The organism is Roseomonas sp. USHLN139 (genome assembly GCF_037145735.1).
In the GTDB taxonomy this organism is placed as follows: domain Bacteria; phylum Pseudomonadota; class Alphaproteobacteria; order Acetobacterales; family Acetobacteraceae; genus Pseudoroseomonas.
Map to the genome: position 1 here is coordinate 65,601 of NZ_JBBCWY010000006.1, position 15,972 is coordinate 81,572.

Below are 15,972 nucleotides of genomic sequence, written 5' to 3' on the forward strand. Positions count from 1 at the left end.
CATCATGGCCTTGCTGCGGAGACACCTTCTTGCCCTGGGCGCCGCCGGCATCACGCCGCTCGCCCGCCCTGCCCTCGCCCAGCGCGGCTCGGGCGAGGTCATCGTTGCCGCCACCGGCGGGCTGATGGAACGCAGCCTGCAGGAGCATTTCTACAAGCGCTTCGAATCCGAGGTCGGCATCCGCGTCCGCTCGGTGCCGATCGAGCTGCCCGACCAGTGGGCGCGGGCGCGCGCCGGCCAGCGCAGCGGCAATGTTCCCTTCGACGTGGTCACCGCGACGCCGCCCGACCTGATCCAGCACGCCGACATCCTGGCCCCGGTCGACTGCAGCATGCCCGGCATCGCCGCGCATGCCCTGCCCAATGGCTGCTTCCCCGAAGGCATCATCCGCACCGCCGGCGGCATGGCGCTGACCTGGAGCAAGAAGGCCTTCCCCAATGGCGGGCCGCAGAGCTGGGCCGATTTCTTCGATGTCCAGAAGTTCCCCGGCTCCCGCTCGCTGCCCGACACCGGCGACCGCGAATGGTGGGTGCCGCTGGCGGCACTGATGGCCGATGGCGTCGAACGGGAAAAACTGTTTCCGATGGATGTGGACCGGGCCTATCGCAAGCTCGACACCCTCAAGCGCCATGTCGCCGCCTGGTGGAAGAGCGGCGACAATTCGATGCAGATCATGCGCGGCGGCGATGCCGTGATGACCATGGTCTATTCCAGCCGCGCCGTGCCGCTGGCCAAGTCGGGCGAGTTCGACTTCACCTGGAACCAGGCGATCCGCGACGTCGGCAACTGGGCGGTGCTGAAGGGCGGGCCGAACACGGCCAATGCCATGCGCTTCCTCGACTTCTTCGTGCAGAACCCGCAGGAGCATCTCGCCTTCAGCGAGAAGGTCAGCTTCGACTCCAACAACCGCGAGGCGCCGACCATGGTGCCGGAGGGCGAGCGCCGCTACCGCGCCTCCTGGCCGGCGAACTGGGAGAAGCTGGTGATCGCCGACTATGCCTGGATCGCCGCCAACCGCACCGCGCTGCGCGAGCGCTGGGTGACCTGGCTGACCCAGTAAGGAAGGTCCCGGCCGATGCTGGTCAACGATCCCGAGGCCGCGCATTGGCCGGTCGATCCCACTCGCCTTGATCTGGTGGAAGAGTTCCGCCGCGCTCCCCGGGGCCCGCACAGCGATGCGCTCCAAAAACTGCTGCACCGCATGCGCTGGTCCGGCGTCGGCCGGCGCCACGTGCTGGTGGTGCTGGAGCCGAACCGCCGCTGGATGCTGGCGCGCATGCCCGCGACGCGCGGCGCGCCCATCGAGACCTTTCCGAACCGGGTCTTCACCAGCCTGGCCGAGGCGGAATGGGCCGTCTTCGTGCTGCGCTGGGAAGCGCTGACCGGCGTGCCGCTGCAGGATGAGAAGCCGAGCCCATGACCGACACCACCGCCGTCCTCGGCTATGCCTGGCCGCTCACCGTCTCGCCCGGCGAGGCGGTGCGCTTCCATCTCTCCAGCGCCACCCTGCCGGAGGCGGAAGCGACGCTGCTGCGGGTGCGCTGCGCCGATCCCGACCCCGATGGGCCGGGGCTGCGCTTCGAGACGCCGGGCACGCCGCTCGACGGGCGCGTGCCGCTGCGCCACCAGCCGCTGCGCCCGGGTTCCTGCGGCCTCGTCGGCGACGCGCCGGCGCTGCGCCGCGCTGGCTCCTTCTCGCTCGGCGGCTTCCTCTGGCCGACCGCGCCGGGCAGCGCGGCGCAGGCGGTCATGGCGCGCTGGCGCGACGACACGTCAGCGGGCTGGCGGCTCGGCCTCGATGCGACCGGCTGCCTGGAATTCGTGCTCGGCGACGGGCAGCGGCAGTGGCGCGTCGCCACGGCCCGGCCGCTGCGCGAGCGCGAATGGGTCTTCGTCGCCGCCGTCTATGACGCCGAGGCCGGCGCGCTGCTGCTGCAGCAGCAGAGCCTGGACCCGCAGGGCGGCCGCGACACCGGCGAGACGGCCCGCGCCGAGGGGCCGCGCCATTTCACGCCGCCCGCCGACGTGGCGCTGGTCTTCGCGGCGCAGGCGCTGGAGACCGGCGTCGCGCCGCTGACCACCGCGCATTACGACGGCAAGATCGACCGGCCGCGGCTCGGCGCCGGCGCCTGGTCCTTCGACCGGCTGCGCGCCCTGGCCGAGGCGCTGAACCCGCCCCCGGGCGACCCCGACCTGCTCGGCGCCTGGGACTTTTCGCGCGGCATGTCGACCGATCTGCTGCACGATCTCTCGGCCAACCGGCTGGATGGCTGGCTGCGGCAATGCCCGGCCCGCGCCATGACCGGCGCCAACTGGGACGGCAGCACCCAGCAATGGACCGAGAAGCCGCATCTCTACGGCGCCATCCATTTCCACCGCGACGACATGCACGATGCCGGCTGGGACGCCGACCTGGAATTCCGGGTGCCGCGCGACTGGAAGAGCGGCTTCTACGCGCTGCGCCTGCGCGCCCGCCAGGACAGCGACGATCCGGTCGAGAGCTTCGTCGCCTTCTTCGTCCGCGCCCCGCTCGGCCAGGCGCGCGCGCCGCTGGCCTTCGTCGCCAGCACCGCGACCTTCCTGGCCTATGCCAACAGCGCGCTGCGGCTCGACCAGGTGCATGCCGAATCGATGCTGGAGGGGCTGATCGCGCTGTCGCGCGACGATGTCTACCTGCAGGAGCATCGCGAGCTCGGCCTCTCGACCTACGACACCCACAGCGACGGCAGCGGCTGGTGCTATTCCACCGCCAAGCGCCCGGTGCTGAACATGCGGCCGCGCGGCGCCACCTTCAACTACGGCAACGACACCCACATCATCGACTGGCTGGAGCAGATCGGCCAGGAATACGACGTCATCACCGATGACGACATCGACCGGCACGGCGCGCAGCTGCTGGCCGGCTACCGCTGCGTCATCACCGGCTCGCATCCCGAGTATTTCTCCCGCGCCATGCTGGATGCCTTCGACGCCTATCAGCGCGATGGCGGGCGGCACCTCTATCTCGGCGGCAACGGCTTCTACTGGCGCATCGCCTTCCACCCGACGATGCCGCATGCCATGGAGATCCGCCGCGGCATGCTCGGCCTGCGCACCTGGGAGGGCGAGGCGGGCGAGCATTCGCTGTCCTTCTCCGGCGAGCCCTCCGGCCTGTGGCGCGCCAATGGCCGGCCGCCGCAGCGGCTGGTCGGCGTCGGCTTCGACGCCCAGGTCTTCACCCGCTCCTACCCCTATCGCTGGCTGGAGGGGGCGCGCGACCCGCGTCTCGCCTGGCTGGTCGAGGGGCTCGATCTCGCGGCGCCGCTCGGCGATTTCGGCCTGCGCGGCGGCGGCGCGGCGGGGCTCGAGGTGGACCGCGTCGACCCGACCCTGGGCTCGGCCCCTGGCCAGGTCTGGATCGCCACCGCCGACCGGCTCGACTATGGCGGCGTGCCGACGCTGGAGGAGCTGCGCACCCTGCATCGCGGCGCCATGGGCGACCAGAATGCCCGGGTGCGCGCCGATATCGCCTTCACGCCGACGGCGCGCGGCGGCGCCGTCTTCTCCACCGGCTCGATCGCCTGGGCCTGCGCCCTGTCCTGCCAGGGCTATGACAATGCCGTCGCCCGGCTGACCGGCAATGTGCTGCGCCGCTTCCTCGACGAAAGCCCCTTCGCGGGCTTCTAGAACCGACAAGAGAAAAAGGGGCGCGGGGGATCGTCTTCCCCCCGCCATCCCCGCGCTCCCGGGAGGAGCCGCCATGAAGCAGACCGACCTGACCACCACCGTCCCCTGGTTCCGCCTGGAGGTCGACGAGGCGGACTGGCGCGCCGAGGACCCGGCGCAGCTCGCCCGCTGGATGGAGCAGCTGCTGCTGATCCGCCGCTTCGAGGAGAAGATCCTCGAACTGCACGGCCAGGGCCTGGTGCATGGCCCGGCGCATGCCTCGATCGGCCAGGAGGCCGGCGCGGTCGGCGCCATGTCGGTGCTGGGCACCGCCGACAAGCTGAACGGCACCCACCGGGCGCATCACCAGATCCTGGCCAAGCTGCTGAACAGCGCGCTGCCCGAGGGCTACGACCCGCGCCGCGACGCGCCGGTCGAGGCCGCAGGCGACCTGCTGCGCCGCGCCATGGCCGAGATCATGGGGCTGCAGGAAGGGTTCTGCGGCGGCCGCGGCGGCTCGATGCACATGCGCTGGGCCGAGGCGGGCATCGTCGGCACCAGCGCCATCATCGGCGGCAATCTGCCGCATGCGGTGGGCTATGCGCTGGCCGACAAGGTGCTGGGGCGCGACCAGGTCTCGGTCGCCTTCTTCGGCGACGGCACGCTGATGGCTGGCCAGTCGATGGAGGCGATCAACCTGGCCGCGCTCTACCGGCTGCCGGTGATCTTCTTCCTGGAGAACAATTTCTACGCCGTCTCCACCCATGTCGCCGAGCAGACACGCGAGACCCGGCTGACCACGCGCGGCGCGATGTTCGGCGTGCCCTCGGTCGAATGCGACGGGATGGACCTGGTGGCGGTGCGCCGCGCCATGCAATGGGCGCGCGCGCAGATCCGCGAGACCGGCGGCCCGGTCTTCGTCGAGGCGCTGTGCTACCGCTTCCTGCACCAGAGCGGCCCGCTGCTCGGCAGCCAGTTCGGCTACCGCGACAAGGCGGAGGAGGAGGCCTGGCGCGCCCGCGACCCGGTGGCGCGGATGCCGGAGCGGCTGCAGGCGATGGGCGTGCTGGATGCCGCCGGGCTGGCGGCGCTCGACCGGCGGGCGCACGCCATGGTCGAGGCCGCCGCCGCCGCGCTGACCGAGCTGCCGCGCGATTCCAACCAGCCGCGTATCCGCGCCGGCGCCTATCCCGAGGCGGCGCGGGTGGATGAGGGGATCCGCGGCGACCTCTCCGAGCTGCGCGGCGAGCGCTTCGTCGAGGCCGCCGCGCTGCCCGCCACCGCGACCGTCGAGAAGAAATACATCGATGCGGTGGCCGAGGTGCTGCTGCACAACATGGCGCGCGACCCGCGCATCGTGCTGATCGGCGAGGATGTCCACCGGCTGCGCGGCGGCGTCTCCGGCTCCTCGCGCGGGGTGGTGGAGCGCTTCCCCGAGCGCGTCTTCGCCACGCCGATCTGCGAGAACGGCTTCACCGGCATGGCGCTCGGCGCCGCGGTCTGCGGGCTGCGGCCGGTGGTCGACATCATGTTCGGCGATTTCTGCATCGTTGCCGCCGACCAGATGTTCAACGGCATCGGCAAGTTCGCGCATATGTTCGGCGGCGGCTTCGGCGTGCCGGTGGTGGTGCGCGCGCGCGTCTCGCCGGCCGCCGGCTACGGCTCGCAGCATTCGATGGACCCCTCGGCGCTGTTCGCGCTCTATCCCGGCTGGCGGATCGTCTCGCCCGCGACGCCGCACGACTATATCGGGCTGATGAACGCGGCGCTGCGCTGCGACGACCCGGTGCTGGTGATCGAGCACCAGGGGCTGTTCCAGACCAGCGGCCCGGTGCCGCGCGACGACCTCGACTATTGCGTGCCGCTCGGCCGGGCGCGGGTGGCGCGGCCGGGCCAGGCCTGCACGGTGCTGACCTATGCCGCCATGGTGGCGCCCAGCATCGCCGCCGCCGAGGCCACCGGCATCGATGCGGAGGTGATCGACCTGCGCAGCCTCGACCCCACCGGCCTCGACTGGGAGGGGGTCGCCGCCAGCATCCGCCGCACCAACCGCGTGCTGATCGCCGAGCAGACGGCGCGCGGCACCAGCCATGGCGCGCGGCTGGCGCAGGAGATCCAGGAGCGCTGCTTCGACTGGCTCGACGCCGAGATCCTGCGGGTCAGCGGCAGCGAGGCGGCGCCGGTGGTCTCGCTGCCGCTGAACCTGGCGGCGCTCGGCGACCAGACGCGGGTCGAAGCCGCGCTGCGGCGCCTGGTCGCGTGACTCGGCGTTAGGAAATATGATATATCGACTCGTGACCACGGCCTGAAACAACGGGATAGCGCCATGTCCGAGCTCAACCTCTCCCCCGGCCGCGACGCCGCCCTGCGCGCCCGTGCCCGCCAGGTGATCCCCGGCGGTCTCTGGGGCCATCTCAACGCGGCGAAGCTGCCGGAGGGCTATCCGCAGTTCTTCGCCGAGGCCGAGGGCTGCCGGCTGCGCGACGTCGACGGGCGCGAGACCATCGACTTCATGTGCTCCTGGGGCCCGATCGTGCTCGGCCACAAGCATCCGGCGGTCGAGGCCGCCGCCCGCGCCCAGGCCGAGCGCGGCGACACCATGAACGGCCCCGCGCCGGTGCTGGTCGAGCTGGCCGAGACCATGGTGGCGATGATCCCGCATGCCGACTGGGTGGTGCTCGGCAAGAACGGCACCGACGCCACCACCGCCTGCGTCACCATCGCCCGCGCCGCCACCGGCCGCCGCAAGATCCTGATCGCCCGCGGCAGCTATCATGGCGCGGTGCCCTGGTGCTCGCCCTCGGTCGCCGGCGTCACCGCCGAGGACCGCGCCCATCTGATCGCCTTCGACTACAACGACACCGACAGCCTCGACCGTGCGGTGGCCGAGGCGGGCGGCGACCTGGCCGGGATCATCGTCACCGCCTTCCGCCACGACTTCGCCCGCGACCAGGAGCTGCCCACCGTCGACTTCGCCCGCCACGCGCGGCAGGTCTGCGACACCACCGGCGCCGCGCTGATCCTCGACGATGTGCGCGCCGGCTTCCGCATCGATCTCGGCGGCTCCTGGGAGCCGCTCGGCGTGCGGCCGGATCTCTCGGCCTACAGCAAGGCGATCGCCAACGGCCATGCGCTGGCGGCGCTGGCCGGGCGCGAGCGCTTCCGCGAGGCAGCGACCCAGGTCTATACCACCGGCTCCTTCTGGTGCGGCGCGGTGCCGATGGCGGCCGCCCTGGCGACGCTGCAGGAGCTGAAGCGCATCGACGGGCCGGAGCGGATGCGCGCCATGGGCCAGCGCCTGCGCGACGGGCTGGGCCTGCTCGCCCGCCGCCACAACCTGGCGGTCAACCAGACCGGCCCGGCGCAGATGCCGCTGATGACCTTCGCGGGCGATGTGGACTGGAAGATGGGCGACACCTTCTGCAGCGCGGCGCTGCGCCATGGCGCCTATTTCCACCCGCGCCACAACATGTTCCTGTCCTGCGCGCATGGCGAGGCGGATATCGACGCCGCCCTCGTCGCGGCGGAGGCTGGGTTCGCGGCGGTGAAGAAAAGCCTGGGATAGGCAGGACAGCGGGCATCCCCGGGCGCGGGGCTTCAAGCCGGCCGGGTCACCGGGTAGTGTGGGGCGAGGCCGGCAGCATCGCCTCCGCCGGACACCTCGCCCCCTCCCTCCCGCCGGGATGGCGTGTTCCGCAGGCGGCGCGGGCGCTGACCACGGTCCGGAACAGGGGAACCATCGCGATGCCGGCCTTTGACCTCGCAACCGCCCTCGGCGGGACCATGGCGGAGCGGGAGGCGAGCCGTTGAGCCAGGCCGCATCGCCCCTGACGCTGCATGTGGTCGAGCTGCTGAAAAGCCGCCTGGACGGCGCGCCCTCGCCCAGGATGCTGGAGCTGGCGCTGCGCGACCTGGCGAAGTGGCGCAGCCAGGTGATCGCCAACACGCTGGCAGCCCGGGGTGACCCGGTGCTGCCGCAGGGCCCCTTCGCCGGGATGCACTACCCGGTGCAGGCCAGCGAGGGCGCCGCGGCGGCCCGGATCCTGGGCCTCTACGAGGCATCGCTGGCCCCGGTGATCGAGGCGATCGTGGCCCGGGACTATCCCCTGGTGATCGATGTGGGCTGCGCCGAGGGCTATTACGCCGTCGGCCTGGCGCGGCGGATGCCGGCGGCGCGCGTGCTGGCGCGCGACCTGGACCCGGCGGCGCGGGAGCTCTGCGCCGCGCTGGCGGAAGCCAATGGCGTGGCCGGACGGGTCGAGGTCGGGGGCGCCTTCACCCATGCCGATTTCGCCCTGGCCGAGGCGCAGCCGACGGTGGTGGTCTGCGACATCGAGGGGGAGGAGGAGCGGCTGCTGGATCCTGACCTGGCGCCCGGGCTGCGGCAGGCGGACATCCTGGTCGAATGCCATGACTGCTTCAGCCCCGGCCTGTCGGCACGGATCGCCGGGCGCTTCGCCCCCTCGCATCACGTGCAAAGGATCGACCGGGCGGTCAGTGACGCCGCCCTGCCCGGCTGGATGGAAAGCCTGTCGGATCTCGACCGGCTGCTGGCGCTGTGGGAATGGCGCGCCGGGCCGACGCCGTGGCTCTGGATGACCCGCAAGGCCAAGGCTGTCTGACAGAAAGAAGATGGGGGTCTGGGGGAATTCCTTCCCCCAGCCTTCCTTCTCTTGCCTACACCTCGACCTGCCAGAACATCGGGAAGCTCGACTCCACGAAGTTCTTCAGCCGCGCGCGATAGCCGGCCGGCCGCGCGAACTGGCCCCACATCACCGAGGGTGTCAGCGCATAGGACGCCGCCTGGATCTTCTCCGCCAGAACCTTGCGCGCCGCGAGGTCGGGCGCGGCGGCGAACTGTTCCAGCAGGCCGGTGATGCCGGTGTCGCAGCTCCAGCCCGGATAGTCGGCGCAGTTGTTGGCGACATAGAAATGCGTCAGCGGCGAGACATTGTCGACGCCGTTGGAATAGACCGGAAACAGGCTCCATCCCTCCTTGCGGGCGCGGCGGGCCAGCACGGTGCCCCAGTCCATCACCTGCTCGTCGACCGTGAAGCCGGCCTGCTTCATGTTCTGCGCCAGCACCTGGCCGGCGGTCTGCGAGATCGAGCCCTGCACCTCCAGCATCACCACCGGCTCGCCCTTGTAGCCGGTGCGGGCCAGCTCGGCGCGGGCGCCAGCGATGTCCAGCCTGGCGACCTCGCCGCCGGCCGCGGTCTCCAGCGGCGTGCCGCACATCCAGAAGCTGGGGCAGCTGTCCAGGCGGTACTGCTCGGGGATGCCGATCGCCTGCAGGATCTGCGCCTGGTCGACCAGCTTCCACAGCACCCGGCGCACCGCCGGATCGGCGAAGGGGCCGCTGGCATGGTTCAGGCGGAAATTGCCCTGGAACATGTGGATGCCGCCCAGCCCGATCAGCTTCACCTGCCGGTTGCGGCCGAGCGGCGCCAGGTGGTCGAAGGGCAGGTACTGCATGTAGTCGATCTCGCCGGCGGTCAGCGCGCTGGCGCCGGTGGCATCGTCCGGCATGGTCTTCAGCAGCAGCTGCTCGATGCGCACGGCCTTGCCGCCAGCGAGGAAATCGGGCTCCTCGGCGCGGGGCGAGTAGGCGGAAAAACGTTCCAGCAGCATGCGGTCGCCGGGGCGGAACTGGTCGGGGCGGAAGCGGAACGGGCCGGAGCCGATGATCTCCTTGATCCGCTGCTCGCCGGCGGCCTGGACCACGCGGGCCGGCATGATGAAGGGCACCGGCGCGTTCGGCTTGCCCAGCACGTCCAGCATCAGCGGGAAGGGTTTTTTCAGATTCATCCGGAAGCGGGTGGCGTCGACCGCTTCCAGCTTGTCCAGCGAGGCCAGCAGCATCCGGCCGAGGCTGTCGCGCGCCGCCCAGCGGTTCAGCGAGGCGACGCAATCGGCCGCAGTCACCGGCGCGCCGTCATGGAAGGTCAGGCCCGGACGCAGGGCAAAATCCCAGGTCAGCTGGTCGGCCGAGACGGTGTGGCCCTCCAGCATCTGCGGCCGGATCCGCCCCTGGCCGTCCATGGCGAAGAGCGTGTCGAAGACATGGTAGCCGAAGCTGCGGGTGATCGCCGCCGTGGTGACATGCGGGTCGAGGATGACGACCTCGGATTCCAGCACGGCGGTGACGGTGCCGCCGGCGGCCCGCGCCAGGCGGGGGGCGGCGAGGAAGGGCAGCGCCGCGCCGGCGGCCAGGATCTGCCGGCGGCCGGGGCCTGCGGAAGGGCGGATGGGGTGCATGGTGAGAGTCTCTCCCTGTGGCCGCTGTCTCTGGCGGGCTGCGCGGGGAGGCTTCTGCGGACCTCTCGCCGGCGCAGGCTTGCAAGGATGATATATCCAATATCAGACTGCGGCCAACAGGAAAGCCGGAGGCCGCCAGGACCATGCCCGAGACCCAGCCGACGCAGCTCACCGCCGCCCGCGCCGCCGCCCTGATCCGGGCGAAGCAGCTCTCCCCGGTCGAATACACCCAGGCGGTGCTCGACCAGGCCGGGCGCCGCGCCGACCTGAACGCCTTCGCCACCCTGCTGCCCGAACAGGCGCTGGCCGCCGCCCGCGCGGCCGAGCAGGCGGTGATGGACGGCCGCCCGCTCGGGCCGCTGCATGGCGTGCCGGTCAGCGTGAAGGACCAGGTGGACATGGCGGGCGTGGTCACCGGCCATGGCTCGGCAGTCTATGCCGACAACACGGCCGCTGGCGACGATATCCTGGTCCGCCGGCTGCGCGAGGCCGGCGCCATCATCTTCGGCAAGACCCGGCTGCCGGAATTCGGCCACAAGGGCCTGACCGACAGCCCGGTCTATGGGCTGACCGCCAATCCCTGGGACACGTCCCGCACCGCGGGCGGCAGCAGCGGCGGCGCGGCGGTCGCGGTGGCGGCGGGGATCGGGCCGGTCGCGCTCGGCACCGACGGCGCCGGCTCGGTGCGCATCCCGGCGGCCTGCTGCGGGCTGGTCGGGCTGAAGCCGACGCTCGGCACCCTGCCCTGGCAGCAGGGCAGCGACACCTTCGGCAACTACACCTATGCGGGGCCGATGACCCGCAGCGTCACCGATGCCGCCGTCATGTTCACCGCCATGGCCGGCCCCTCCCCGGCCGATCCCTGGAGCCTGGCCCAGGCGGGCTCGCCGCCGCGGCTGAACCCGGCGCTGGCCGGCAACGACCTCTCCGGCCTGCGCATCGGCTATATCGAGCGCGCCACCAATCCGCGGCTCGCGGCCGACATGGCGGAGGCCACCCGGCGCTCGCTCGCCGTGCTGGAGGGGCTGGGCGCCGTGGTCACCCCGGTCACCGATCCGATCGACTGGATCGAGTTCCCGGCCCGCATCCTCTACCAGGCGAACTATGCCGTCTCCATGGCCCGCCATCTTCCCCAGTGGCAGGACCGGATGGACCCGGTGCTGCTGGCCTTCGTCGAGCGAGGGAACGGCTTCGGCCTGCACGAGTTCCGGCAGGGCCAATACGCAAGGACGCGACTGTTCCGCAGCATCCAGGCGCTGTTCGAGCGCTTCGACCTGCTGGTCACCCCGACCCTCAGCCGCACCGCCCTGCCGGCCGATTTCGACGCCGCCGATGACGAGGTGGAGGTCGAGGGCGAGCTCTGCGGCATCACCCGCCAGGGCTGGAGCAGCTATGTCTATCCCTTCAACCTGACCGGCCATCCGGCGCTGACCGTGCCGAACGGCTTCGGCACCGACGGGCTGCCGACGGCGGTGCAGCTGGTCGGCCCCTGGGGCGGCGACCTCGACCTGCTGCGGCTGGCCGGGCTGCTGGAGGCGGCCGCCCCCTGGGCCGATTACTGGCCGCCCGGGGCCTGAAACGGCGCCACAAACAGAAAAAAAAGCGCCACGGCCATCCGGGGGCCTTGCCTGCCGGCCTCCCCCCTTTGCACTTTGTTCACAAACTCAGGGTGGCTTTCATGGACAGACGCTCCTTCCTCGGCGCCGGCGCCTCGCTGCTGGCCATGCCGGCGATCATCCCGGCGGCGCGTGCGCAGTCGGCCGGCGTGAAGGTGGCCTTCGTCGCCACCCTCTCCGGCCCGGCGGCAGCGCTCGGCGTGCAGCTGCGCGACGGCTGGGCGGCCGGCATCAAGCATCTGGGCGGCAGGCTGGGCGGGCTGCCGGTCGAGACCCTGGTGATCGATGACGAGCTGAAGCCCGAGACCGCCCTGACCCGCGTCCGCGCCGCGCTGGAGCGCGACAAGGTCGATTTCGTGGTCGGCGTGGTCTTCAGCAACATGCTGCAGGCGATCTTCCGGCCGGTCACCGAGAACGAGACCTTCCTGGTCACCGCCAATGCCGGCCCCTCGACCTTCGCCGGCCGCGGCTGCAGCCCGTATTTCTTCACGACGGCCTATCAGAACGACCAGCCGCACGCGACCATGGGCCAGGTGGCGCAGGATTTCGGCTACAAGCGCGTCCTCGTCCTGGTGCCCAACTACCAGGCCGGCAAGGATGCCGCCGCCGGCTTCCGCAGCCGCTTCAAGGGCGAGGTGGTGGACGAGATCTATGTCCCCCTGAACCAGCTCGACTTCGCCAATGAGGTGGCGAAGATCGCCGCCCTCAAGCCCGACGCCGTCTTCACCTTCATGCCGGGCGGCCTCGGCGTCGCCCTGGTCCGCCAGTACCGCCAGGCCGGCCTGGCCGAGATTCCGTTCCTGTCGACCTTCACGGTGGACGAGGCCACCCTGCCCGCCCAGCGCGAGGCGGCGCTCGGCTTCTACACCGCCGCCACCTGGGCGCCGGACTTCGCCAATGCGCAGAGCCAGCGCTTCGTGCAGGACTTCATGGCCGAGTACAACTATGTCCCCGGCAACTACGCCGCCCAGGCCTATGACGCCGCCTCCCTGATCGATTCCGCGGTGAAGGCGGTCGGCGGCAAGCTGTCGGACAAGGCCGGGCTGCGGGCGGCGATGGAGAAGGCCGCCTTCACCTCGCTGCGCGGCAATTTCCGCATCGGCCGGAACCACTACCCGGTGCAGGATTTCTACCTGTGCAAGGTGGTGCAGCGCCCCGATGGGAAGTTCGCCACCTCGACCGTCCGGAAAGTGCTGTCCGACGATGTCGACCCCTATGCGGGCGACTGCCGGATGCGCGCCACCTGATGACGGCGTCCCTGCTGATGCTGCAGCTCCTCAACGGGCTGCAGCTGGGTATCCTGCTGTTCCTCGTCGCCGCCGGGCTGACCCTGGTCTTCGGGGTGATGGACTTCATCAACCTGGCGCATGGCGCGCAATACATGCTGGGCGCCTATCTGGCGGCCTCGGTCGGCGGCGCGCTGGGCAGCTTCTGGCTGGGGCTGCTCATCGCCCTGCCGCTGTCGCTCGGCTTCGGCCTGGCGCTGGAATGGCTGGTCTTCCGCCATCTCTATGCCCGCGACCACCTGGCCCAGGTGCTGGCCACCTTCGGCGTCATCCTGGTGATCGACGAGGGCGTCCGCCAGCTCTGGGGCAGCGCGCCGCTCAACGTCCCCCAGCCCGAGGGGTTTTCCGGCGGCATCACGCTGATGGCCGGCCTGACCTATCCCAGCTTCCGCCTGGCGATCATCGCGGCGGGCCTGGCTGTGGCAGCGCTGATGTGGCTGGTGGTCGAGCGCACCCGCCTCGGCATGCTGATCCGCGCCGGCGCCAGCAACGCGCCGATGGTGCGCGCGCTGGGCGTCGATACCGGCCGGCTGTTCCTCGGCGTCATCGGCGTCGGCGCCATGCTGGCGGGCTTCGCCGGCGCCATGGCCGGGCCGGTCTTCGCCGTGGTGCCGGGGATGGGCGACCAGGTGCTGATCCTGGCCTTCGTCGTCATCGTCATTGGCGGCATCGGCTCGATCCGCGGCGCCTTCATCGCGGCGCTGGCCGTCGGCCTGGTGGAAAGCCTCGGCCGCGCCCTGATGCCCGAGCTGATGCGCCTCTTCCTCGACGCCTCCGCCGCGCGGCAGGCGGGGGCGGCGATCGCCTCGATGCTGGTCTATGCGGTGATGGCGGCGGTGCTGGCCTGGCGCCCGGCCGGCCTGTTCCCGGCGGCGCGGGCATGAGCCGGCTGCTGCGCCCCGCGCTGCTGCTGCCGCTGCTGGCGCTTGCCGCGCTGGCCGCCGCGCCCTTCCTCGGCTTCGGCGACCGTTTCGCGCTGACCCTGCTGGCGCGGGCGATGATCCTCGGCATGGCCGCGGTCAGCCTGTCGCTGCTGGTCGGCGGCGCCGGCCTCGCCTCCCTCGGCCATGCGGCGATGATGGGGATCGGCGCCTATGTGGTGGCCGCCCTCGACCTCGCCGGCATCACCGAGGGCGCCATCGCCTTCCCCGCCGCCATCCTGGCCGCCGCCTGCTTCGCCGGGATCACCGGGCTGGTCGCGCTGCGCACCAGCGGCGTCTATTTCATCATGATCACCCTGGCCTTCGGCCAGATGCTGTTCTTCACGCTCTCCGCCCTGTCGGCTCTCGGGGGGGATGACGGCTATACGCTGTACGGCCGCAACACCCTGTTCGGCGCCGATCTCCTGGCCCCGCGGCTGAACTTCCACTTCCTCTGCCTCGGCCTGCTGGCCGCCAGCTGGGGGCTCTGCGCCCTGCTCTCGCGCAGCCGCTTCGGCCGGGTGCTGCGCGCCGCCCGCGAGACCCCGCTGCGCGTCGAGGCGCTCGGCTTCTCCCCCTACCCCTACCGGCTGCTGGCCTATGTCATTGCCGGCGGCATCGCCGGCCTCGCCGGCGCGCTGCTGGCGAACGCCATGGAATTCGTCTCCCCGGCCCTGGCCTCCTGGCCGCGCTCGGCCGAGCTGCTGTTCATGGTCGTCCTCGGCGGCGTGGCGCAGCTGCCCGGCGCGCTGGTCGGCGCCCTGGCCTTCGTCCTGCTGGAGGAGGGCCTGGCCCATGTCATGACCGCTTGGAAGCTGGTCTTCGGCCCGCTGCTGGTGCTGGCGGTGATCTTCCTGCCCGGCGGCCTGACCGGGGGGATCGCCGGCGGGCTGCCCGGCGGGCGGAGCGGCCGCCTGGCCGGGTGGCTGCCCTGGCGCCGCCGCCCCAAGAGCCCGGGGGAGCGCCGCGCCGATGCCTGAGCCCATCCTGGTCCTCGACAACCTCGAAAAGCATTTTGGCGGGCTGGCGGTGACGCAGCAGGTCTCGCTCGACCTGCGCCCCGGCGAGATCCACGCGCTGATCGGGCCGAACGGCGCCGGCAAGACCACGCTGATTCACCTGGTCAGCGGCACGCTGCGCCCGGATGCCGGCCGCGTGCTGCTCGACGGGCGCGACGTGACGCGGCTCTCCCTGCCGCAGCGCGCGCGGCTCGGCCTGGCCCGCAGCTTCCAGATCACCTGCGTCATCCCTGGCTTCTCGGCGCTGGAAAACGTCGCCCTGGCGGTCCAGGCCCAGGACGGCTCCTCCTTTCGCTTCTTCCGCGCCGCGCATCGCGAGACCCGGCTGAACGACGCCGCCCAGGCGGTGCTGGACGAGGTCGGCCTCGGCGCGCGGGCCGGCATCCCGGCCGGCGCCCTGTCGCATGGCGAGCGCCGCCAGCTCGAACTCGCCGTCGCCATCGCCACCCGGCCCCGCCTGCTGCTGCTCGACGAGCCGCTGGCCGGCGCCGGGCCGGAAGAGACCGAGCGGCTGATCGCCCTGCTCGAACGGCTGAAAGCCCGCTGCCCGATCCTGCTGGTCGAGCACGACATGCAGGCGGTCTTCGCGCTCGCCGACCGCATCTCGGTGCTCAACCAGGGCCGGCTGATCGTCACGGGATCAGCGGCACAAATCCAGGCGCACCCCGAAGTCCAGACCGCCTACCTGGGCGAGGACGAATTCGCATAGTAAGAAAGGCCGGGGAATGAATTCCCCAGACCCCTTCTTTTTTCTGCCAGTAAGAGGAAACAACGAGGATGACCTTCCCCTTCCCTGAAGCAGGCGTGACGCGCGCCGGCGAAGGCCTCGGCGGCATCTCCTGGGATATCCTCGGCCAGACCTACAAGCCGGTGCAGCTGTCGGAAGCCTCCTTCGCCTTCGACACGCTGTTCCCGCCCGGCACCTTCGTGCCGCCGCATATCCATCCCGACCAGGACGAATTCATCCGCATCCTGGAAGGCCGGTTCGAGCTGATCCTCGACGGCGAGGAGATCAAGGCCGCGGCCGGCGACCTGATCCGCATGCCGAAGGGCTCGACCCATGGCATCTTCAACCGCAGCGATGCGCCGGTCCGCGCGCTGTTCTGGGTCGCCCCCTCGCGCAAGCTGTTCGAGCTGTTCACCAGGCTCGACCGCCTGACCGACCCGGCCGAGGTGGTCCGCGTCTCCGCCGAGCACAACATCCACTTCCTGCCGCCGCCGGGCTGAG

At 71.3% G+C, this 15,972-nt stretch carries 13 protein-coding genes; 12 read left to right on the plus strand and 1 reads right to left on the minus strand.

The features are described from left to right. Nucleotides 1-4 precede the first annotated feature (4 nt). The 6 genes from WFI16_RS17040 to WFI16_RS17065 all read left to right on the plus strand — a co-directional run bounded on the left by WFI16_RS17040 (nt 5) and on the right by WFI16_RS17065 (nt 8,267). A complete protein-coding gene (locus WFI16_RS17040; protein WP_419899035.1) occupies nt 5-1,060 on the plus strand; it encodes an extracellular solute-binding protein in 1,056 nt (351 codons plus the stop codon). A 15-nt stretch (nt 1,061-1,075) separates the two neighbouring features. Then, nucleotides 1,076-1,420, plus strand: a complete 345-nt coding sequence (locus WFI16_RS17045) for a hypothetical protein (RefSeq protein ID WP_419899036.1) — start codon at nt 1,076-1,078, stop codon at nt 1,418-1,420. Further along, on the plus strand, nt 1,417-3,666 hold the full coding sequence (locus tag WFI16_RS17050; RefSeq protein ID WP_419899037.1) for a N,N-dimethylformamidase beta subunit family domain-containing protein: 2,250 nt from the start codon (nt 1,417-1,419) through the stop codon (nt 3,664-3,666). Before WFI16_RS17045 ends, WFI16_RS17050 begins: the two co-directional genes overlap by 4 nt. Nucleotides 3,667-3,739: 73 nt before the next feature. Next, entirely contained in the window at nt 3,740-5,908 is a 2,169-nt protein-coding gene (locus tag WFI16_RS17055; RefSeq protein ID WP_419899038.1) for an alpha-ketoacid dehydrogenase subunit alpha/beta, read from the plus strand. Between the two features lie 63 nt (nt 5,909-5,971). Further along, nucleotides 5,972-7,210 (plus strand): aminotransferase class III-fold pyridoxal phosphate-dependent enzyme, encoded by a 1,239-nt coding sequence (locus WFI16_RS17060; RefSeq protein WP_419899039.1) that lies wholly within the window; start codon nt 5,972-5,974, stop codon nt 7,208-7,210. 241 nt (nt 7,211-7,451) lie between these two features. Then, nucleotides 7,452-8,267, plus strand: coding sequence for a methyltransferase domain-containing protein (locus WFI16_RS17065; protein ID WP_419899040.1), 816 nt, complete (start codon nt 7,452-7,454; stop codon nt 8,265-8,267). Between the two features lie 55 nt (nt 8,268-8,322). On the opposite strand, the gene WFI16_RS17070 is transcribed toward WFI16_RS17065, so the two are convergent. Beyond that, the gene (locus WFI16_RS17070; RefSeq protein WP_419899041.1) at nt 8,323-9,903 is read right to left on the minus strand and encodes an ABC transporter substrate-binding protein; all 1,581 of its coding nucleotides are present in this window, start codon (nt 9,901-9,903) and stop codon (nt 8,323-8,325) included. Between the two features lie 143 nt (nt 9,904-10,046). On the opposite strand from WFI16_RS17070, the gene WFI16_RS17075 reads away from it, so the two are divergent. The 6 genes from WFI16_RS17075 (at nt 10,047) to WFI16_RS17100 (ending at nt 15,971) form a co-directional block, all read left to right on the plus strand. Then, nucleotides 10,047-11,480 carry an amidase gene (locus tag WFI16_RS17075; RefSeq protein WP_419899042.1) on the plus strand — a complete coding sequence of 478 codons (1,434 nt, stop codon included), beginning with the start codon at nt 10,047-10,049 and terminating at the stop codon, nt 11,478-11,480. A gap of 101 nt (nt 11,481-11,581) precedes the next feature. Continuing rightward, nucleotides 11,582-12,766 carry an ABC transporter substrate-binding protein gene (locus WFI16_RS17080; protein WP_419899043.1) on the plus strand — a complete coding sequence of 395 codons (1,185 nt, stop codon included), beginning with the start codon at nt 11,582-11,584 and terminating at the stop codon, nt 12,764-12,766. Further along, complete coding sequence (locus tag WFI16_RS17085) at nt 12,766-13,689, plus strand: branched-chain amino acid ABC transporter permease (protein WP_419899044.1); 924 nt, start codon at nt 12,766-12,768, stop codon at nt 13,687-13,689. Before WFI16_RS17080 ends, WFI16_RS17085 begins: the two co-directional genes overlap by 1 nt. Then, the gene (locus tag WFI16_RS17090) at nt 13,686-14,705 is read left to right on the plus strand and encodes a branched-chain amino acid ABC transporter permease (protein ID WP_419899045.1); all 1,020 of its coding nucleotides are present in this window, start codon (nt 13,686-13,688) and stop codon (nt 14,703-14,705) included. Before WFI16_RS17085 ends, WFI16_RS17090 begins: the two co-directional genes overlap by 4 nt. Further along, on the plus strand, nt 14,698-15,453 hold the full coding sequence (locus tag WFI16_RS17095; RefSeq protein WP_419899046.1) for an ABC transporter ATP-binding protein: 756 nt from the start codon (nt 14,698-14,700) through the stop codon (nt 15,451-15,453). The genes WFI16_RS17090 and WFI16_RS17095 overlap by 8 nt, the downstream gene beginning before the upstream one ends. A gap of 68 nt (nt 15,454-15,521) precedes the next feature. After that, nucleotides 15,522-15,971 carry a cupin domain-containing protein gene (locus tag WFI16_RS17100; RefSeq protein ID WP_419899047.1) on the plus strand — a complete coding sequence of 150 codons (450 nt, stop codon included), beginning with the start codon at nt 15,522-15,524 and terminating at the stop codon, nt 15,969-15,971. The last annotated feature ends 1 nt before the right edge of the window (nt 15,972 follow it).

What these genes read in the sequence shown, in the direction of transcription:
- WFI16_RS17040 (WP_419899035.1), top strand. Translation starts at nt 5, where the DNA reads ATGGCCTTGCTGCGGAGACACCTTCTTGCCCTGGGCGCCGCCGGCATC.
- WFI16_RS17045 (WP_419899036.1), top strand. Translation starts at nt 1,076, where the DNA reads ATGCTGGTCAACGATCCCGAGGCCGCGCATTGGCCGGTCGATCCCACT.
- WFI16_RS17050 (WP_419899037.1), top strand. Translation starts at nt 1,417, where the DNA reads ATGACCGACACCACCGCCGTCCTCGGCTATGCCTGGCCGCTCACCGTC.
- WFI16_RS17055 (WP_419899038.1), top strand. Translation starts at nt 3,740, where the DNA reads ATGAAGCAGACCGACCTGACCACCACCGTCCCCTGGTTCCGCCTGGAG.
- WFI16_RS17060 (WP_419899039.1), top strand. Translation starts at nt 5,972, where the DNA reads ATGTCCGAGCTCAACCTCTCCCCCGGCCGCGACGCCGCCCTGCGCGCC.
- WFI16_RS17070 (WP_419899041.1), bottom strand. Translation starts at nt 9,903, where the DNA reads ATGCACCCCATCCGCCCTTCCGCAGGCCCCGGCCGCCGGCAGATCCTG.
- WFI16_RS17075 (WP_419899042.1), top strand. Translation starts at nt 10,047, where the DNA reads ATGCCCGAGACCCAGCCGACGCAGCTCACCGCCGCCCGCGCCGCCGCC.
- WFI16_RS17080 (WP_419899043.1), top strand. Translation starts at nt 11,582, where the DNA reads ATGGACAGACGCTCCTTCCTCGGCGCCGGCGCCTCGCTGCTGGCCATG.
- WFI16_RS17085 (WP_419899044.1), top strand. Translation starts at nt 12,766, where the DNA reads ATGACGGCGTCCCTGCTGATGCTGCAGCTCCTCAACGGGCTGCAGCTG.
- WFI16_RS17090 (WP_419899045.1), top strand. Translation starts at nt 13,686, where the DNA reads ATGAGCCGGCTGCTGCGCCCCGCGCTGCTGCTGCCGCTGCTGGCGCTT.
- WFI16_RS17095 (WP_419899046.1), top strand. Translation starts at nt 14,698, where the DNA reads ATGCCTGAGCCCATCCTGGTCCTCGACAACCTCGAAAAGCATTTTGGC.
- WFI16_RS17100 (WP_419899047.1), top strand. Translation starts at nt 15,522, where the DNA reads ATGACCTTCCCCTTCCCTGAAGCAGGCGTGACGCGCGCCGGCGAAGGC.